13 protein-coding genes are annotated in these 19,609 nt (G+C 75.2%); 4 read left to right on the forward strand and 9 right to left on the reverse strand.

From position 1 onward, the window contains the following. Positions 1-89: 89 nt before the first annotated feature. The gene (locus ACFV6D_RS03465; RefSeq protein ID WP_063350564.1) at positions 90-416 is read right to left on the reverse strand and encodes a hypothetical protein; all 327 of its coding nucleotides are present in this window, start codon (positions 414-416) and stop codon (positions 90-92) included. A gap of 360 nt (positions 417-776) precedes the next feature. Here ACFV6D_RS03465 and ACFV6D_RS03470 point away from each other — a divergent pair, with 360 nt between their 5' ends. Further along, complete coding sequence (locus ACFV6D_RS03470; RefSeq protein WP_380346166.1) at positions 777-1,979, forward strand: hypothetical protein; 1,203 nt, start codon at positions 777-779, stop codon at positions 1,977-1,979. Positions 1,980-2,069: 90 nt separating this feature from the next. Here ACFV6D_RS03470 and ACFV6D_RS03475 read toward each other — a convergent pair whose 3' ends face one another. The 4 genes from ACFV6D_RS03475 to ACFV6D_RS03490 form a co-directional block, all read right to left on the reverse strand. Next, entirely contained in the window at positions 2,070-3,059 is a 990-nt protein-coding gene (locus tag ACFV6D_RS03475; protein ID WP_063350563.1) for a hypothetical protein, read from the reverse strand. A 134-nt stretch (positions 3,060-3,193) separates the two neighbouring features. Continuing rightward, positions 3,194-3,784 (reverse strand): hypothetical protein, encoded by a 591-nt coding sequence (locus ACFV6D_RS03480; RefSeq protein ID WP_380369942.1) that lies wholly within the window; start codon positions 3,782-3,784, stop codon positions 3,194-3,196. 124 nt (positions 3,785-3,908) lie between these two features. Further along, positions 3,909-4,793: an alkaline phosphatase family protein gene (locus tag ACFV6D_RS03485; protein ID WP_063350562.1), complete on the reverse strand. Its 885-nt coding sequence runs from the start codon at positions 4,791-4,793 to the stop codon at positions 3,909-3,911. Positions 4,794-4,871: 78 nt separating this feature from the next. After that, positions 4,872-5,870 carry a phospholipase D-like domain-containing protein gene (locus tag ACFV6D_RS03490; protein ID WP_380346158.1) on the reverse strand — a complete coding sequence of 333 codons (999 nt, stop codon included), beginning with the start codon at positions 5,868-5,870 and terminating at the stop codon, positions 4,872-4,874. A 251-nt stretch (positions 5,871-6,121) separates the two neighbouring features. Between ACFV6D_RS03490 and ACFV6D_RS03495 the strand changes: the two genes are divergently transcribed. Further along, complete coding sequence (locus ACFV6D_RS03495; RefSeq protein ID WP_363373590.1) at positions 6,122-7,387, forward strand: serine hydrolase domain-containing protein; 1,266 nt, start codon at positions 6,122-6,124, stop codon at positions 7,385-7,387. Positions 7,388-7,495: 108 nt separating this feature from the next. Here ACFV6D_RS03495 and ACFV6D_RS03500 read toward each other — a convergent pair whose 3' ends face one another. Both ACFV6D_RS03500 and ACFV6D_RS03505 read right to left on the reverse strand, forming a co-directional pair. After that, complete coding sequence (locus ACFV6D_RS03500) at positions 7,496-9,898, reverse strand: ATP-binding protein (protein ID WP_380346156.1); 2,403 nt, start codon at positions 9,896-9,898, stop codon at positions 7,496-7,498. Positions 9,899-10,211: 313 nt separating this feature from the next. Further along, complete coding sequence (locus ACFV6D_RS03505) at positions 10,212-12,992, reverse strand: BTAD domain-containing putative transcriptional regulator (RefSeq protein WP_380346154.1); 2,781 nt, start codon at positions 12,990-12,992, stop codon at positions 10,212-10,214. A gap of 351 nt (positions 12,993-13,343) precedes the next feature. Here ACFV6D_RS03505 and ACFV6D_RS03510 point away from each other — a divergent pair, with 351 nt between their 5' ends. Further along, positions 13,344-16,163 carry a BTAD domain-containing putative transcriptional regulator gene (locus ACFV6D_RS03510; RefSeq protein ID WP_380558166.1) on the forward strand — a complete coding sequence of 940 codons (2,820 nt, stop codon included), beginning with the start codon at positions 13,344-13,346 and terminating at the stop codon, positions 16,161-16,163. Positions 16,164-16,195: 32 nt separating this feature from the next. Here the strand turns inward: ACFV6D_RS03510 and ACFV6D_RS03515 are convergent, their stop codons facing one another. After that, on the reverse strand, positions 16,196-16,894 hold the full coding sequence (locus ACFV6D_RS03515; RefSeq protein ID WP_063350556.1) for a sigma-70 family RNA polymerase sigma factor: 699 nt from the start codon (positions 16,892-16,894) through the stop codon (positions 16,196-16,198). A 217-nt stretch (positions 16,895-17,111) separates the two neighbouring features. Beyond that, positions 17,112-17,462 (reverse strand): hypothetical protein, encoded by a 351-nt coding sequence (locus tag ACFV6D_RS03520; protein ID WP_063350555.1) that lies wholly within the window; start codon positions 17,460-17,462, stop codon positions 17,112-17,114. Between the two features lie 616 nt (positions 17,463-18,078). Between ACFV6D_RS03520 and ACFV6D_RS03525 the strand changes: the two genes are divergently transcribed. Further along, positions 18,079-19,452, forward strand: coding sequence for an AAA family ATPase (locus ACFV6D_RS03525; protein WP_380558169.1), 1,374 nt, complete (start codon positions 18,079-18,081; stop codon positions 19,450-19,452). Positions 19,453-19,609 lie beyond the last annotated feature (157 nt).

The following is a 19,609-nucleotide window of genomic DNA, read 5'->3' on the forward strand; positions in this document are numbered from 1 at the left end:
CCCGCCCCCCACCCCCCCCCCCCCACCCGCGCCCCAGTCCCCGGGCCGGGGGGGGCGGCAGCTGCCGCACCCCCTCCGCCGTCGGGCGCTCAGGAGATGCAGGAGATCGTCAGCCTGATGCTGGGGGGCGGGGGCGGCGAGTCGAGGTAGGGGGCGATCCAGACGATGATGCCCCTGCCTCCGTCACTGTCCCTCCACTGCCACCGCTGGTTCGCGCCGAGCCGGGTGCCGTCGCCGTTGGTGATGATCCAGTCGTTGTCCGGGTGCAGGCCCTCGGGGCAGATGGCGGTGACGCCGCTCGGGGAGCCGGTGGCGGACACGGTCTCGGGCAGGTTGTCGGCCTGGGCGGGACCGGCGAGGGTGGCTGTCAGTGCCACCGCCGCCAGGCCTGCGCCGGCGAGTCGTCCGGGGCGCATGGATGTCCTTTCATCGGACGGCCCCTCGGGCGGGGGCCGAGCGGTCACATCCGTTGCCACGGCGCCGCATCCGCACGCCCATCGCGCCGCACTCCACTCTTCCGCGCCGGGTGAGGGCGCGCCGGCGGCCTTGGGCGCAGGACAGCCGGGACGGGCGGACGTGGCCCATTGAACCCGGGCGGCCCGATCATCCGTCCTTCACAAGGGGCTTGGGGAATCGCCCGCACGGGTTCGGGCCGGCGCACCGCGGGCGTCAGGCCTTCGCAAGGGATGCGTATGGATCGAGACAAAGTGGCACTGATCGGCTGACCGGAATGCCATATTTTGTCCCGCCCATCACAGAACTCGCAAGGAGAGCACGTGCGTTCGACGAAGAAGCTGTCGGCCCTGGCCGCAGGGATGAGTGCCGTGGCCGTCCTGGGTCTGGCGGGGCCCGCGATGGCCGACGGCTCGTACGACCCGGCCCAGGAGAACTGCAACGCCGCCAACACGGTGACTCCCGGCTCGACCAGCCTGGTGTGGTGCATCCAGGCGGCGCAGCACACCTCGGAGGCCAAGAACCGGGCCCGCGGCGAATTCGTCCAGGACACGCTCGACATGCTGATCAAGGCGACCGGCGGCAGCTACAACATCATGGTCTTCGACATCAAGGGCGACAACGCCTTCGGAGACCCCTGGTACGTCCACAACTACGAGCAGAGCTTCCAGAACGTCGCCTTCACGTACGACATCGACTACCACGACCAGACCTCGCGCGAGGACCAGACCTACCGGATCTGGATCTTCTCCGGCGGCGGCAGCTTCGCCAACGGCTTCGACGGCGGCTGGGGCAACTGGGGGTTCTACGGCCTCTTCAACCGGACCACCCGCGAGCACACCTGGACGTACCCGAGGGGCACGGGCAGCGCCGGCCAGCATTACAACCACACCGACGGCGTCGTGAACTTCTCCCCGATGCCGTTCCCCGGCGTACCGAGGGACCCGGGCACTCCCGCGCCGGGCGGGCTGCCGGCCACCCAGATCGTCCCCGCGATGCCGCAGGACCCCGGCACGCCGTACGACCCCGGGGTGCCCGCCACGCCGGCCAAGCCTCCCCACACCGGCAAGCCCGGCGATCCGGCCGAGCCCGGCACCAAGCCCGGCACCGGCACCCCCACCGGCTCCGGCTCCGGCCGGCCCGCGCTCAACACGCCCGTGCACCTGCGGACCGTCAACAACCTCGGCGCCGTCGCCACCGGCTCCGGCGAGGGCGCCACGGTGATCGCCGGGAAGCCGGGCGACGCGGGCGGCACCTGGACGTTCCGCGACGCGGGCGGCGGCCGCTACCGGATCACCAACGCGCTCGGGCGGGACCTCAGCGAGAACACCGGCACCTACTTCGCCAACACCAAGGGGTGGAAGGGCTCTTCGGAGCAGAAGTGGGAGGTCAAGAACGTCTCGGGCGACCGGTACGTGATCCGGATCAGCGACCAGGACTGCCTGACCTACCACGAGGACGGCAAGGAGCTCGGGGTGTGGACCTGCGACGGCTCCGCCGAGCAGCAGTGGACCGTCACCCGCTGACCGTCACGCCGTCCCGCCCGCCGGCCGCACAGGCAGCTGGCGGGCGGAACGGCGGGTGCCCTTCGGACGGACAAGGCCAGCGGAACAGGCCTAGCGGAACAGGCGGTCGCCGCTGTTGGCCATGCGGTGGGTGCCGCTGTGGCGGTTCACCCAGTCACGGACGAGGTTGATGGCGTTGGCGCACTGCCAGCTGTTGTCGTACTCGCGCACGCCGGTGAAGGCGCCGTAGCCGGCGATGATGCCGTCCACACCCGCGTCGCCGAGCAGCTTGTCGACGTACCACGGGTCGTTGTAGGTGGCCGTCCAGGACAGCGTGGCCGCGAGCCGCCCGGCGGCGCGGTCCCCGGCGCCCTTCTTCAGCTCCGCGCACGTGTTGTAGGTGGCCTCCGTGCAGTTGCCGAAGCCCTTGGTGATGTCGGTGTCGCCGTAGTCCATCGCCCGGTGACCGGCCGGGAATCCGGAACCGGACCGGTTGAAGGCGCCCTGGACCTGGTCGCGGGTGCCGGTGGACGTGATGCCCTCCAGCGGGCCGAGCTTGCCTTCCAGGCTCTGCCAGCCCCTGCCGCCGACGTCCGGGGTGTTGCCGCCGTGGTACTCGAAGAAGCCGTAGAGCACCTGGATCCCGGCGGCCGTCAACCGCTGCGCCTTGTCGCGCAGTCCGGCGACGCTGCACGTGCGGTTGGGCTGTTCCCCGCAGTAGTTCGGGTCCTTGATGTCCAGCCAGACCAGCGACAGCCGGCGTCCGGCGTTGGCGTTGGAGAGGATGCGGTCGATCATGCTGTCGAAGCTGGGGCCCAGGCGGTTCTCACCGGCCGAGGAACAGTCGTGGTAGGCGCGCCATTCGTTCGGGTTCCACCAGGCGCAGACGTCGATCTCGATGGCGTTGGCGCCGTGGCCGAGCGCGGCGTCCACGCCGTCCAGGGTGTCGACCCGGTGCGCGATGGCGTAGATCGCGTGTCGCGAATCGGCCGCCGCCGCAGGGGTCGTACCGAGCGCGGTGAGGCCGACGATCCCGCACAGTGCCGCCAGCAGCGCCAGCACCTTCCGCGCGCCGGTGCCGTGCCTGAGGTGAGTGGTCAAGAAACGTGCTCCTCGATGTCGGTGCCCTGATGCCGTCGCTGATGGACGGCCGCCCCCGATCCAGGACTGGTCATGTCCGCCTCAGTCTGCCACTGGTTCGTGCCCGGTACGGGGGGAACAGTGCAAATCCTCCGCTAAAGTCCGCCGCGCGAGGCCAACTCGGCCCGGAGCGCGGGCAGCTGCTCGTCGGCGGACTCGTGCGGCAGGAACTCGACCGGATCCAGGAAACGGAACAGCACCCGGCTCTCGGTGACGGCGTACTCGTAGTCGCCGAACCCGACCACCGCCCCCGTGCCGCCCCGCACCGCCCCGCGCACGGCGGCCGCCGTCAGCTCGTCCGCGCCGCCGTGCGCCGCAGCCCGGCGCCGGGCGTTCGGCCGGGCCAGGTACGGGCACACCATCGCCGCGTAGAGCATGCAGGCCCGGTGGCCCGGTCCCTCCATGGTCGGCGCGAGGTTGCGGTACGGCCGCCCCTCGGCGAGCGCGGCGCCGATCGCCGCGCTCTCCGCCGCCCCGACCACGCGCCACACCGGGCCCCGGGCCATGAATCCCCCGCACACCGAACAGAGGCGCTCCAGCGCGCAGTTCGCGCTGCGCTCGTGGTCGGTCAACGCGAACTGCGGCTCGCCGCCACGCCAGGGCGTGATCGCCGGCACCGGGTAGCCCCGGACGTCCCGGGGCCGTTCCCCCACCCGCTCCGGCATCGGCACGGCATCGAATCGCACGCCCCCATCCTTGCCGCCCCCCGCGCCCCGGTCGCCCCCCGCGGGGGGGCCCGCCCCGCGCGGGGGGGGCGGGGCGGCCGGTGGTCCGGGGGGCGGCTCCTGGTGGAGGGCCGGGCGGCGGGCCTCAGTTCCAGATGCCGGTGATGTCAGCGGCGTTGGCCGCGTTGCCCGCGTGGGTGGTGGCGCCGGCGAGGTCCTCCAGGGTGCGCAGCACGTTGTAGTGGTTGTAGGTGGCGGCGGAGGTGCTGCCGGGGGTGACGTGGGCGCCGTAGAAGACGGTCGGGATGCGGTTGCCCGCGAGCCGGTTGTCCTCGTCGAAGGTGACCACGAGCAGGCTGTTGTGGCTCTTGGCCCAGGTGGCGTAGGCGCCGAGGTTGTTCTTGATCCAGGTGTCGCCGGTGCCGACCGAGCAGTCGTGCATGTCGCTGCAGAGGTTCGGTACGACGAAGGAGACGTTCGGCAGGGTGGTGTAGTCGGTCGGGAACTGGGCGAAGGTCCTGGCCGAGTTCAGCGGCACGTTGCCGAAGCCGAACCAGGGGTTGTGCTTCTGCGCGTACTTGCCGCTGCTGCACGTGGTGCTGCCCTGGGCGGGCAGGGTCTCGTTGTAGCTGGCCCAGGTCCTGCCGGCGGCGGTGACCTCGGAGGCCAGGTTGGGGCCCTGGAGGGCGCCGACGGAGACGCAGCTGTCGTCGGTGACGCCCTGGGTGGATCCGGAGAACAGGGCGTAGTAGTTCGGCTGGCTGGGGTGGGTGATGCCGAACGACTGGGTGAGGTTGGCGCCGCCGGTGGCCAGGGAGTTGAGGTAGGGGGCGCTGCTGCTGCCGACGACCTGGTTGTAGGCGTGGTTCTCCATCACCACGACGACGATGTGGTCGGGCGCGGGCAGGGCGGCGGCCTGCGCGGTGGAGGCGGTGGCGGCCCAGAGGCCGGCGGAGGCCGCGACCAGCGCGGCCACCGAGCCGAGGGCGGTGGCGGTGCGGCGGGAGCCGTGCTTGGTGGACGAAGTCATGACAATTCCTCGGGTAGGGAGCGGCCCTGGCGCGGACGCTCGATCAGGGCTGTGTGACGAACGGGTCTAGTACGGCGTCTAGTACGGCGTGCCGTTGGCGAAGTCGCGGGCGGCGGTGGACTCGACGGTGGTCAGCACGCCGGAGTCGGTGGTGATCAGGCCCAGCTCGCGGTTGTTGTTCAGCGAGTTGTCGGAGAAGTTCTCCGAACCGGCGAACACCTTGGCCGAGGGCGTGCCGTAGTCGGCGACGATCGCCTTGGCGTGGATGTACAGGCCCGTGGTCGAGGAGTAGGTGACCACCTGGCCGCCGGCCGTGACCACCTGGTCGAAGTAGCTGCTGTAGGACGAGGGGTTCATGCCCACCACCCGCACGGTGACGCCCCGGCCGGCGGCCGCGGCGACCGCGTCCACCAGGGCCTGGTCGCCGAACTCCAGCTGCTCCAGGTCCAGCGTGTGCTGCGCGCCGTTGATCAGGTCCAGCAGGCGGGCCTGCGAGTCGGTGGGCGACCAGACCAGGTTGTCGCCGTCGGAGGGGGTGATCGAGGTCTGGGCGTAGTCGGCGGCGAAGACCTGCTCGATCGCGGCGACGTCGTTGGCGTCGGTGTCGACGACGCCGAAGTCGCGGCTGCTGGAGTAGTAGGTGGAGTCCAGGTTCCCGGTCAGGATCAGGGACTTGGCGCCGTCCACGGTGACGGTCTTCTGGTGGGTGTAGACGAACGCGGAAGAGGAGTACGTCACCCCGACGCCGGCGGCCCGCAGGGCCGAGTAGGCGGCGCCGTTGACCGAGGTGTGCCGGCCGTCGAGGATCACCCGGACGGTGAGGCCGGCCCGCCGGCGGCCGATCAGGGCGTTGACGGCGGTGGTGTCGCGCAGCTCGTACATGGTCACGTCGACGGAGCGGGTGGCCGAGTTGATGAGGTCGTAGACGACGCCGTGGTCCTGGTCCGGGAACACGATCGGCGTGTACGTGGCGGCGGTGGCGGCGGTGGCGGCCTGGGCGGTGCCGGACAGCGGTATCAGGCCGGCGGCGGCGAGCAGCAGCGCGCCGGCCCGGCGCGCGGAGGTGGCCAGGGGCATGCGGAACTCCACGATCGGTGAGGGGGGAAGGCCTGGGCGAAGGTGCGGGAGCACGCGCGAGGCGCCCGAACAGCATCGGGTGGATCGGTCGACGCGGGTAGACGACAGCAGGTAAAACCTTGACCCCGGGTCGGGAAACGGATGGTGCGGCCGATCCGGTTCACTTTGCCAGCCACCGGCCCCGCCGGTGATAGTGGATCTTCGAGGACGTGGCCGGACGCCGCGTCAGCCGAGTGAGAGAACAGAGGATCATGGCGAAGATCAGCCTTCTGCGTCCGCTCGCGGTGGCGGCCGCGGGTGTCGTCCTGCTGGCGACCGGAGCCGCGCAGGCCGTGGCCGCCGACCAGGGCACCACCAGCGCGCCCACCCCGGACACGGCCGCGGTGCGCGCCGCCCTCCAGGCCACCACCGACGCGGGCGCCCCGGGCGCCTTCGCGGTGATCCGCGACCACGGCGACGCCGAGTCCACCCGGTCGCTGGCCGTCGGCAAGGCCGACCTGGACGGCACCCCGATGAACTCCTCGTGGAGGTTCCGGGTCGGCAGCAACAGCAAGATGTTCAACGCCGTTCTCGTGATGCAGCTGGCGGAGCAGGGCCTGATCGACCTCGACAAGCCGCTGCGCGACTACCTGCCGGCCGGCACCCTGCCGGACACCTGGACCATGACGGGCCGCCAGGTCATGGAGCACCGCGCCGGGATCTACGACCACACCAACGACCTGCTGGAGCAGGCCGGCGAGGAGACCACCAGCGCCTTCGAGGCGCGCATCCGCACCAACGTGTACGCGCCGCGCGACCTGGTGGCGATGTCCGTCAAGCACGGCCAGCAGTACACGCCCGGCAGCCGGTACTCCTACTCCAACACCGACTTCGTCCTGATGGGCCTCGCGGTCGAGCACCTCACCGGCCGCCCCTACGAGGACGTCCTGCGCGAGCGGATCATCGAGCCGCTGGGCCTGAGCAAGACCTCCTTCGTCGTGCCCGACCAGGAGATCCAGGGCGCCCACGTCACCGGCTACCTCACCAACGACAACCGCAGCAAGCCGCTGCTGGACTCCACCCAGCAGACCGGCTCCTGGGTGTGGACGGCCGGCGCGGTCATCTCCGACGCCGCCGACCTCGACCACTTCCTCACCGCGCTGATGGCGGGCAGCTCCGGCGGGCTGGTCTCGGACGACTCGCTGAAGCAGATGACGGCCGCCCTGGCCACCCCCACCGCCAAGATCAGCTACGGCCTCGGGCTGCGCCGCATCTCGCTGTCCTGCGGCGACGTGTACGGCCACGGCGGCATCGTCCAGGGCTTCCAGACCCAGTCGTTCGCCACCCCGGACGGCAAGCGCTCCGTCGTCGTGTTCGCCAACGCCTCCAACAACGGCTCCGTGACGCAGGGCCTGATGAACGCGCTGGAGCCGGCCTTCTGCGGCAAGAAGCCGGCCGTCGCGCCGCGGAACTCGTTCGCCCCGAGCGCCTTCGCCGAGAACCACTCGCTGCCGGTGGTCGAGGACACCCGGATCTGACCGACCCGCACAGTCCGCCGCTCACGCGCCCGCACGGCCCACCCGCCGTGCGGGCGTGCGCGTTTCGGGCCCCGGGCCCGAGGCTCCGGGCCTTCGCCAGCGCGGGCCTCACCCCGTCCGGCGCCGCCCCTGCCGGGGGCCGTCCGCGCTGAGGTCGGTGAGCGCCTCGGTGAGGAGTTCGCGGGCCTCCTCGGCGCGGCCCTGCTCGATCAGGGCGGTGCCGAGCTCGGTGAGGGTCTTGGTCATGCTGTCCGGCCGGCCGACCTCCTCGTAGTGGGTCAGGGCCTGCCGGTAGGCCTTCTCGGCGGCCGGCCAGCGCCCCAGCGCGGCGCGGTCCAGGCCGAGTTCGTGGGCCGTCATGGCCGCCGCCAGGTGCATCAGCGGCGAGGACCAGCGCTCCACCAGCTCCAGCGCGCCGGCCAGCGCGCGCCGGCGGGACTCCACCGCCTCCTCGGCCCGGCCCGAGTCGCGCAGGCAGTTGGCCGCACCGCGCAGCGTGACCAGCCGGCCGATCCAGCCGGCGCGGCTGTTGACGGCGGCGAAGGCGTCCGCGGCCCGGTGGTAGGCGTCGATGGCCTCCCGGTGCCGGTGCAGGTGCCGAAGGCCCGCCGCGAGGTAGGTCAGCGCCCAGCCCTCCTGCTCCCGGGCGCCGATCCGGCGGGCCAGTTCCAGCCCCTCGTTGGCCAGGTCGATGCCGCGCTGGTAGCGGTGCAGGCAGGTGACGTACGTCCACGCCAGGTAGTTGACGTGGACGGCCTCGGCCAGTTGGTCGCCGCAGGCGCGGGCCGCGTCGACCGACAGCTGGAAGACCTCGGCCCAGATGTCCCAGCTCAGCAGCCGGTCGGAGAACCAGTGCATGGCTTCGGCGGTGTCGATCACCTCCCGGTGCCGGCCGGCGGCGAAGGCCTGGTGGAGGGCGGCCAGCCACTCCGGGTGCTCCTCCTCCAGCCAGCGCGCCGCCTCGGTGAGCGGCACCGGGGGGCCGGTCCGGTCCGCGTCGGCGTCGGGGTCGGCGTCGGGGTCCGCCGCCGCGTGGTCCGGGTCGAACCGCAGGCCGTACTCGGCGGCCCGGTTCAGCAGCCAGTCACCGGCCCTGGCCCGGGCCTGCGCCACCGCCTCGGGGCCCTCGTCGGCGTCGAGCCGCTCGCCCGCGTAGAGCCGGACCAGGTCGTGCAGCCGGTAGCGCTCCGGGGTGGCGAGTTGCACCAGCCCGGCGTCGATCAGCTGCTCCAGGACGAGTTCGGTCCGGCCGGGCGGCAGGCCCGCGTAGGCGGCGGCGACGGCGGCGGTGAAGTCGTGCCCGGCGGTCAGTGCGGAGCGGCGCAGCACCAGCTGGGATTCGGCCGGCAGCCGCCGGTAGGAGAGCGCGAAGGCCGGGCGGACGGCCAGGTCCCCGGTTTCCAGCAGGTCCAACCGGTGTTCCTCGGCGGCCAGTTGGCGCACCAGGTGGCTGACCGGCTGCTGCGGGCGGGCCACCAGCCGCTGCCCGGCGATGCGCAGCGCGAGCGGCAGGTAGCCGCAGAGCCGGGCCAGTTCGGCGGTGGCGTCGGGCGCCGCGTCGATCCGCTCGCGGCCGGCGATCCGGGCCAGCAGGTCGGCGGCCTCGCCCGGGGCCAGGGCGTCCAGCCGCAGGCGGAGCACCGACTCCAGTCCGGGCAGGGCGTTGCGGCTGGTCACCAGGGTCACGGCGGGCCCGGAGCCGGGCAGCAGCGGGCGCACCTGGCTCTCGTCGGCGACGTTGTCCAGGACCAGGACGAGCCGGCGCTCGCGCACCAGGGCCCGGTAGAGGCCGGCCCGCTCCTCCGTCCCGGCGGGCACGGCGTTGTCGGCGACGCCCAGGGCGCGCAGCACCTGGCCGAGCGCGTCGCGGGCGGAGAGCGGGGTGGCGGCCATGCCGCCGAGGTCGAGCGAGAGCTGCCCGTCGGGGAAGAAGGGGGCCAGGGTGTGGGCGGCGTGCAGGGCGAAGGCGGTCTTGCCCAGACCGGGCTGACCGCTGATCAGCACCACCCGGGGGTGGGCGGGCCGGTCGTCCTCGGCCAGCTCGGCCAGCAGGGCGAGGGCGCCCTCGCGGGCGGTGAAGTCGGCGATGTCGCGAGGCAGCGCGAGGGCGCCGGGCACGAGCGGGGCGGCGGGCGCGGCGTCCCCGGTCTCGGCCGGTCCGGCGGGGGCAGGGGCGTGAGCGGGGGCGGGGGCGGCCGGTCCACGGGTGGGGGCGGCGGCCGACACCGGCCTGGTCCCCCGGGGGCGGCCGCACTGGGCGGCCCGGTCCAGCGCGGCGGTTTGCGGGGCGTCCAGGCCCAGCGTCTCGGCCAGGGCCCGGACGGTACGCCGCTGCGGCCCGCGGGTGCGGCCGCGCTCCATGTCCCCGACGGCGCGCAGGCTGACGCCGGCCGCCGCGGCGAGCTCCTCCTGGGTCAGGCCCGCCGCCACCCGGTGCCCGGCCAGCAGGCGGCCGAAGTCGCCGGCCCCCTCGGAGTCCGTGCCCGTTCCCGTGCCGCTCACAGCCGTCATGTCCCGCCCCTGCTAGCGCCGTTACTTCTGCCAGACGTTGTGCCTGATCGACCGTCCCAGGCAGAAGTATTCCCGGGCAGAAGTATGCCTCGCACCCAGCTCTTTCCCAGCATCGAGCGCCCAGCTCAGGCGCCGGGCACCCCGGTGCGGGCCGCGGCGTCCCACTCGCTGGCGGGACGGCCGCGCGCACTGGTTCTGCCCATAGTTCCGCCTGTGGTTGCGCCGATCGGACGGGACGAACAGGGCGAGCGGGACGGGCAGGGCGAGCAGGACGGGCGGGACGGGGCTGCTGCGGCGGCGGGGCGGCGCACCGTCAGCGCTCCCCCGCCGCCAGGGCCCGGGCCTGCCGTCTGGCGACGGCCCCCTCGGTGGTACGGCCCAGTTCGCACAGCAGGTCCGCCAGCAGGCCGTGGGTGCGGGACTCCAACCCGGTGTCGCCGACCGTGCGGCCCAGGGCGACGGCGAGTCGGGCCGTGGACAGGGCGGCGTCGCGGCGGCCGAGCGCCTGCAGGGCGCGGGCCCGGCTCTGGGTGGCGAGGACGGCCTCGACGCCGGAACGGGTGGTGGCGACCCGGACGGCCTCGTCGGCGTGGACCAGGGCCGGGCCGGGGGCGCCGGCCAGGACCAGCGCGTCGGCGAGGTCGGTGAGCGCGCGGACGAGCAGGTCGCCGACGGCCGGGGTACGGGCGGCGCTCACCAGGTCGGTCATCAGCGGCAGGGCCTGGTCGTAGCGGCCGGCCCGCAGCAGTGCACCGGCCACCCGGGCCCGGCAGTGGTGGCGCAGCAGTTGGTCGCCGGCCCGGTCGGCGGCGGCCACGGCCCGTTCCAGCTGCTGGACGGCGGTGCGGTGGGCGGCGCGGTCCACGTGCAGGACGGCGAGGTCGGTGGCCAGCCGGGCGACGGCCGCCTGGTCCGCGCAGCCGTGGGCGGCGCGCAGGCCGGCCTCGGTGACGGCGCGCCAGTGCGTCCGGTCGTGGCCGGTGGTCTCGTACAGCAGGCCTATCCGGTGGGCGAGCTGCCAGGATTCGGCGGTCCGGCCGAACTGCTCGGCGCAGACCACCACCGCGCGCAGGGCGCTCTCCTCGCGGCGGAACCAGGCGGCCGCGTCCGCCGGGGCCGCGCCGCCGCCCTCGGGCGTCCAGGCCGCGGTGGTCCAGCCTCCGGTGGTCCAGGCCGCGGTGACCGCGAGGTAGTGGGCGATCAGCCGGTCGAGGGCGACGAACCGGTCGTCGCAGGTGAGTTCGGCGGCCTGCCCGGCCGCGTAGCGCCGGACCAGCTCGCGCCGGGCGTAGCGGCCGGGCGTGGTCTCCTCCAGCAGGTGGACGGCGTCGAGGCGGGTCAGCAGGGTGCGGGTGGTGGCGGGCGGCAGGTCGGCGAGCGCGGCGGCGGTGGCGGTGTCGATCACCGCGCCGGGGTGCAGGCCGAGCAGGGTGAACAGCCGGGCGGGGGCGGGCGGCAGGGTGCGGTAGGTGTGGTCCAGGGCGGTGGTGACGCCGATCGGGCCGCGGTCGGTGCCGGCCAGGGTGGCGAGGCCGGTCTGCTCGTCGGCGAGTTCCGCGGCCAGGTCGCCCAGGGTCCAGCCGGGGCGGGCGGCCAGCCGGGCGGCGGCCAGCCGCAGGGCGAGCGGCAGGTGGTCGCAGGCCGCGGCGAGGTCGGCGGCCGCCTGCGGTTCGGCGGCGACCCGGGCCGGGCCGAGGGTCCGGGCGAGCAGTTCGGCCGCGTCCTCGGCGCCGAGCACGCCCAGCGGGAGCGGGATGCCGCCGTCCCGGACCAGCAGGTCGCGCAGCCGGCTGCGGCTGGTGACGACGACGACGGGGGTGCCGGGGGTGCCGGTGTCCCCGTCCCCGTCCCCGTCCCCGGGGTCCCCGCCCCAGGCCGGCCCGTCCCCCGGCGGGGGCGGGTCGGGCAGCAGCGGGGCGAGCTGCTCGTACGAGCGCGCGTCGTCCAGCACGATCAGCAGCCGGCGGCCGGCCAGCAGTTCCCGGTAGCGCTGCTCCCGCTCCTCGGGCGAGGCGGGCAGGGCTCCCGCCGGCTCGCCGAGGGCGAGCAGGAACCCGGCCAGCACGTCGGCGGGTTCGCGGGGCCCGGCCGGGTCGAAGCCGCCCAGCTCGGCGTGCAGGACTCCGTCGGGGAAGTGCTCGGCGGACCGCTGCAACCAGTGCTGGACCAGGCTGGTCTTGCCGACCCCGGCCGGTCCGGTGACCAGGATCGGGTGGCCGGACCGGACGGCGGCGGCCAGGGCCTCGTCGAGCCGGGCGAATTCGGCCGACCGGCCGGTGAACCTGCGGTCCGGCGCACCGCGCCTCGGAAGCCGGGCGGGTCTGGGCGGCCCGTCCCGCTCGGGGCCGTCCGCCGACCGCTCACCGGCGTGGCGCAGCTCCGGGCCGGGCGGGCCGGAGAGCCGGGCCACCGCCCGGTCGTACCAGGCCGCCGCCTCGTCCCGGCGGCCGGCCTGGTCGAGGCAGCGGACCAGCCGGGCGGCCAGCGTCTGCCGGGTCGGGTGGGCGGCCGCCGCCTCGGCCAGCTCGGCGGCCAGCTCGCCGCCGCGGCCGGCCCCGAGCAGGCCCTCGGCGAGCCGGTCCAGGGCGCGCAGCCGCAGGTCGGTGACGTGCGGCAGGGTGCGCTCGCGCAGCAGGACGGACCCGCAGTCGACGAGGGCCGGGCCGCGGAACAGGTCCAGGGCGGCGCGCAGCAGGGGCACGGCCGGATCGTGCGGCTCGGGCTCGGTGCTCGCGGCGGGCGCGGCCGGGGCGGGCCGCAGCACGCCCGCCCGGTCGCAGAGCCCGCGGAAGTGCAGCAGGTCCACCCGGTCGGGGTCGCCGGCCAGCAGGTAGCCGGCGCCGCGGGTGCCCAGGGTGAGCCCGGGGCAGTCGAGCAGTTGGCGCAGGGCCGCGACGTGCCCCTGGAGCGCGGCGCGGGCGGTGGGGGGCGCGTCGCCGTCCCAGACCAGCTCGATCAGCTCGTCGGTGCCGACGGTCTGGTTGAGCCGGATGGCGAGGGTGCTCAGCAGCGCGCGGCGTTTGGGGGCCGAGGGTGTGACCGTCGTCCCGTCGTCCCGTCGTACGGCGACCGGCCCGAGCAGGTCGATGTGCATGCGGCCCTCTCCTCCCCTGTCGCCGATCGGATCCGCCGCCGACGACAACCTCCGGCGTCTTCCCGGCGTCGTCAGAGGATAGGCCTGGTCCGGTCACGTGCACGCGGCCGGATGGGGTCTGCTCGGGATTTGTGGATCTTGTCGGGTCGAACGCGGGCCCCGCGGGTTCCGCAGGGCCCGGGCTCGGCGTCCGTTGCGCCGGGCGCCGCCACCCGGTGGCGCCCGGGGAGCGGGCGATCTGGCGCGAACAGGACACTTCAGGGCACTACACTGCTCCACCCCGGGGCACGCCCGGGACATCAATGGGGCGGGGGGACGCCCTGCCCGTCGTGGGGTGAAGTGGGGGTACTGGTGCGGATTCGGCTCCTCGGCCCGGTGGAGCTGCGGGCCGGGGCGGACGGCTTCGCCTCGCTGCCGGGGGCGCAGCGCAGGGCGATCCTGGCGCTGCTCGCGTTGCGGCTGGGCCGGGTGGTCGGGGTGGACGGCTTCTGCGAGCTGCTGTGGGGCGAGCGGCCGCCGGCCAGCGCCCGGGCCGCCTTGCAGGGGCACGTGGCGGCGCTGCGCAAGGCGATCGCCGACACCCCGTTCGTGCTGCACACCCGCTCGTCCGGCTACCTGCTGGCCGGTCCGGCCGAGGAGGTGGACGCGCTGCGCTTCGAGGCGCTGACCGACCAGGCCGCCGAACAGGCCGGACTCGGCTGCGCCACGGCGGACGCGCAGGCGATCGCGCTGCTGGAACAGGCGTTGCGGCTGTGGCGCGGCGAGGCCCTGGCCGACCTGCCCGACACCGCCGTGCGCGCGGCCGTGGTCGACCAGCTGGAGCAGGCCCGCACCGCCGCCGTGCTCAGCTGGGCCGGGCTGCGGCTGCGCCAGGGCAGCGGGGTGGCGGCGGTGCCGGCCCTGGAGCAGCACGTGCGGACGGACGGGCTGCGCGAGGAGCTGGTGGCGCTGCTGATGCGCTGCCTGCACCAGGCCGGGCGGCCGGCGGACGCGCTGTCCGCCTACCACCAGGCCCGGGTGCGGCTGGACCGCGAGCTGGGGATCCGGCCCGGCACGGCGCTCCAGGCGGCGCTCGCCGAGGTGCTGTCCGGGGGCCGGGCCGGGCAGCCGGCCCCGGCCCGCTCGGCGACTCCTCCGGCCGCGCCCCGGGTGCCCCGTCAACTCCCGCGCCGCCCGGTCGACTTCGTCGGCCGGGACGGCGAGGGCCGCTGGCTGGACGGCGAGTGCGGACCGGAGCGCGCCGGTGACGGCCTGGCCCTGGTGGTCGGACCGGCCGGGGCCGGCAAGAGCGCGCTGGTCACCGCCTGGGCGCACCGCCGCGCCCCGCACTTCCCGGACGGGCAGCTGTTCGCCGACCTGCGGGGCCTCGACCCGGCCGGCCCGGCCGACCCGGAGGCCGCCCTCGGCGGCTTCCTGCGGGCCCTCGGGGTCTCCGAGGGCGCCGTCCCCGAGGACCGGGACGGCCGGGCCGCGCTGTACCGCGACCGGACCAGGGGGCGACGCCTGCTGGTGGTCCTGGACGACGCCGCCGATGCCGACCAGGTCGCCGACCTGCTGCCGCAGGGGCCCGGCTGCGCCGCCGTGGTGACCAGCCGCGGCTCGCTGGAGGGGCTGGTGGCCGCCGACGGTGCGGCCCTGCTGCGGCTGCCCCCGCTGCCCCAGGACGACTCGCTGCGATTGCTGGAGCGCGCGCTCAGCCCCGACCGGCTGCGGGCCGAACCGGCCGCCGCCGCCGAACTGGCCGGGCTCTGCGACCACCTGCCGCTGGCGCTGCGGATCGCCGCGGCCCGGCTGGCCACCCGCCCGGACTGGACGATCGCCGAACTGGTCGCCGAACTCGCCGACGAGCAGACCAGGCTGCCCGTCCTGGACGCCGACGGCGCGACCGGCGTCACCACCGAACTCCTCCTGACGTACCGCCGCCTCTCCCCCGGTGCCGCCGAGCTGCTCACCCTCCTGGCCGCCCACCCGGGCCGGGAGGTGGACACCCTGACCAGTGCCGCCGTGCTCGGCACCGACCCGGCCACCGCCCGCCGGTCGCTCGGCGAACTCGCCGCCCACCACCTGCTCACCGGTGCGGCGCCCGGGCGCTACGGCCGCGCCGAGCTGGTCCGGCTGTTCAGCGCCGGGCTGCTCGCCGAGCAGCCCGAGCCTCGCCGACGCCTCGCCCGGGAGCGGCTGCTGGACTACTACCAGGCGGCGCTACGGCAGGGCGGCGAGTTCATCGAGCCGGGCCAGGACGGTTTCGACACGCTCGTCCACCCGCCGCGGGCCCTGCCGCCGGCCGACGGCATCCGCGCCGCACTGGACTGGTTCCAGGCCGAGGAGCCCGCGATCCGCGCGCTGATCACCGGCACCGCCGACGACCCGGACCGGGTCTGGCGGCTGGCCCAGGCCGCCGGCCCGCTGTACTACGGCTCCAGCCGGTTCACCGACTGGCTGGGCTGTCTGCGCGCGGGCGTCCGGGCCGCCGAGCGGTGCGGCGACGAGCTGGCCGCCGCCCAGTTGCACGGCTCCCGGGCGAACGCGCTGCTCGGGCTGGAGCGCCGTCAGGAGGCGGCCGAGGCGGCGCGCCGGGCGGTGGCCGCCGGCGAGGCCGCGACCGGGCCCGCGGGCCGCGCCGCGTACGCCCGCGCGCTCGCCACCCAGTCGCTGATCACCGCGATCCTGGGCAGCGCGACCGAGGCCGCCCGGCTGGCATCCGGCTCGGCCGCGCTGGCCGTGGAATCCGGCGACCCCCGGCCGCTGGCCGTCGCCCTGGTCCACCACAGCTGGGTGAGCCTGCTGGCCGGGGACCGGCAGGGCGCGCTGCGGCAGGCCCGGGAGGCCAGGGAGCTGCTGCCCGCCCGCCCGGTCACCTCGATCCATCTCTGGTCGATGCTGACCGAGGCGCACACCCTGCCCCCGCACGGGCGCAGCGAGACCGTCGACCTGGCCTGGCACCGGCTGCTGGCCGGCTGCGAGGAGGCGGGCCTGCTCTACCTCCAGGCCATCGCCGAACAGTCGCACGCCGCCTACCTGCTGAGCCGGGGCCGTGAACCGGAGGCCCTGGACCGGCTGCGCTCGGCGCTCGACCGCTTCCGCATCCATGATCAACTGGCCGGGGTGCAGAGCGAGTTCACCACCAGCCTGGAGGAGTCGCTGAACTCGCGCTCGCCACGCCGGCACTGACCGGCCACCAGAGGCCGGTCAGCGGTCAGCGGTCAGCGCGAGACGGCGGCACCCGAGCGGTCGAGCGCGGCCGCCTGGCCGCGGCCGTCGGCCGGGCCGTAGCCGTGCTCCGCCGCGAGGACCGGGCGCAGCGCCCGGATCGCGTAGAAGTTGCGGGACTTGACCGTCCCCGGCGGCACCCCGAGCCGGGCCGCCGCCTCCACCACCGAGCGGTCCCGCAGGTGCAGTTCGACCAGCACCTCGCGGTGGTGCTTCTGCACCCGGCGCAGGGCCAGCGCGATGTCCCGGGCGACGACCACCTGCTCGTACGGGTCCTCGGCGAGCGGACGGTCCTCCAGCGGCTCGCCGATCACCTCCTTGGCGCGGGCGGCGGCCATCCGGTAGTGGTCGATCGCGATCCGCCGGGCCACCGTGAACAGCCAGGGACGGCTCTGCTCGGCACCGGCCGCCAGCGCCTCGGGGTGCTGCCAGGCGCGCAGCAGGGTCTCCTGGAGGATGTCCTCGGCCTTGCCCCGGTCGCCGCCGGTGGCACGCAGCAGCGCGCGCAGCAGGTAGCCGCCGTGCAGCCGGTGGATCTCGGCGAGCGTGTCCGGGTCGAGGGTCGGGCGGGCCGCCTTCGGCGTGCCGGGCGCGGGGGCGGATCCCGTGGTGGCCGACGGGTCCGTGCCGGCCGGCGGGCCGACGGGCGGCTGGGCGACGGACGTGGGCTGGGCGACGGGCTGCTTCGACACGCGCGGCCTCTCAGATCGGGCAAGGGCAGGGCGACACACCGACCGGACTTCCCCGGCGGCTACAAGCAGCAGACTGCCCGCAGCCGCCAAGGCCGCACCAACGATCCGCCAACGCCCGGGCCCCGCACGGCCGGGCCGCAGGCCAGGACTCCGTACGGCCACATCCCGGACATCTCGCGGCCATCCAGCGCCCATCCCGTGGCCACCAGGCCGCCCCTCAGGCCTCGTTGAGCACGCGCACCAACTCCTGGACCCCGTCCTCCCCCCGATGCTCGATCAACACTGCGACCCAGGTCGCCAGCTGCTCCCGCTCCACCGCCGACCAGGCCGGTGCCGAGGGGTGCTCGTCGACCACCAGCGCCGCCGCCAGCTCCCGCAGCCCCGGTGCGGGCTCCGGCCTCCACCGCTCGGTCGGCAGCGCCCGCAGGGCGAGCCGCCGGGCGGCGGCGGTCACCTCCTCCGCCGTGCCCTCGGGCACCACCAGCGCGGGCGGCCCGGGCCTGCTCGGCTCCTCCTGCCGTACCAGCGCCGCGACGACCTCGCGCACGTCCGGCCCGTCCGGATCCATCGTTGTCCCTCCCCCATCCCGTCCCACGGGAGTCACGCCGGCTGCTCCTGCATGGCACTCGTTCCGCATCGAGTGCCATCCGAAGACGGTATCTACTGACAGCCGGTCCAGCAGAGGGTTTTCCGGTACGGCCGGGCAGCTGCCGCTCAGCTGCCGCCCGCACACCGGTTCGGCCGGCGACGAGGCCCGAACGAGAGGACCTAGCCGACCGGCCGGTGCTCGGGGGTGCAGGCCGGGCGGCCGATGCGGTGGGGGGTGGTGCCCATCAGGTCCTCCAAGCGCGGGGGAGGCACAGTGCGCGCCCCGACCCGCTCAACGGGCCGTCCGCCGGGGGCGGTTCACCCTGCCCCGGCGACGGCGCCGGGTGAACCGGAACCGGGCCGTCGTCCGTAGACATCGCCCGGCTCCACCGGGCCGTGCTGGGCCGCGCACGGCCGGGAGCCCATTCCCGAGGGGGGTGGGACGCGAGTGGGCCGCAGCGTCCCGCGCTCCCGTTGAACGGTGCTCCCGGCCCGGGCCGTTGAACCGATCGGACGGCCCCGTACCCGGCCGGCGCGGGGGGCGCCGGAATCCGGTGCACCAGACAGGGCCGACACGGCGAGCAGGAGGCGAACACATGGCGGCCGACCACACGCACACCGGGCGGGTGCACCGTCTGACGCAGGGCCCGGACTGGGACCTCGCCCCCGACTACGGCCCCGTCCTCCCGGCGGCCGGCGCCCTGGCCGTCGCAACGGCGACCATCCCGAGCGCCATCCCCAGTGCCGCGCCGAGTGCCGCGCCGCCCGCCATCCCCAGTTCCGGGCCGAGCGCCACGCCGAGCGCCGTCCCCGCTGCCGGGCCGAGCGCCGCGCCGCCCGCCGGACACCTCGCCGGGCCGGACTGGCAGCAGCCACTGGATGTGCTCGGGACGGTCCTGGTGCCCCCGCAGGCGCGGCCGGCCCCGGCCGCGCTGCCCCCGGAGCCGTTCACCCTGCTGCCGCAGCTCCCCCAGGCCGAACTTCCGGCCCTACCGGCCCTACCGGCCATGCCTGCCCTACCGGCCATGCCTGCCCCACAAGCCCCGCACTCCGCGCCGCCGCAGGCCCCCGCCGCACGGCGGGGCCGCCGCACCCTGGGCCTGCCCGCCGGCCTGGGCCTCGGCCGGGGAGAGCGGGAACGGGAACGGGAACGGCTGACGGCGGCCATCCGCACCCCGCTGCACCGCTCCTTCCGGATCGCGGTGATCGGCCTCAAGGGCGGTGTCGGCAAGACCTCGACGACCCTGGCGCTCGGCTCCGTCCTCGCCGAGATCCGCGCCGACAAGGTGGTCGCCGTCGACGCCAACCCGGACACCGGCACCCTCAGCAAGCGGGTCCACCGGGAGACCGGGGCCACCGTCCACGACATGCTCGCCGCCGAGGCCACCATCACCGGCTACATGGACGTCCGCCGCTTCACCTCGCTCACCCCCAGCGGGCTGGAGGTCCTGGCCAACGACTCGGACCCGGCGATCGCCAACAGCTTCAGCGGCGAGCACTACCGGCGGCTCGTCGACCTGCTCGCCCGGCAGTACCCGATCATCCTCGCCGACTGCGGCACCGGCCTGCTGCACAGCTCCATGCGCGCCGTCCTCGACCTCGCCGACCAGCTGGTCATCACCGCCACCACCAGCATCGACGGCGCGAGCAGCGCCGACGCCACCCTGGAGTGGCTGTACACCAACGGCTACGGCTCGCTGGCGCAGCGCAGCGTGACCCTGATCTCCAGCGTCCGCAGCAGCGGCCGGACGATCCGGGTGGAGGAACTCGTCGCCCACTTCGAGAACCGCTGCCGCGGCGTCGTGGTCCTCCCCTTCGACGAACACCTGGCTCTGGGCGGGGAGTTCGACCCGGCCAAGCTGCGCCCCAAGACCCGCCGCGCCTACCTCGACCTCACCGCCCTGGTCGCCGAGGGCATGCACTTCGCCCCGCCCGCCGCCGGCCCCCACGCCGCCGCCGCACTCCAGTAACCCGGATCGAGCAGCCCGGCGGCTCCACGGCGCGGGCGGCATCGCCGGGCGGGGGGGGGGCGCGGCCGTCCCCCACCCCCCCGGCCCCGCCGGGGGCGGCCCACCACTGGGAGACCCGGCCCCACCACGCGCCGCCGCTGGTGACCTTGTGCATCCC

It is taken from the genome of Kitasatospora sp. NPDC059812 (genome assembly GCF_042732075.1).
GTDB lineage: Bacteria > Actinomycetota > Actinomycetes > Streptomycetales > Streptomycetaceae > Kitasatospora.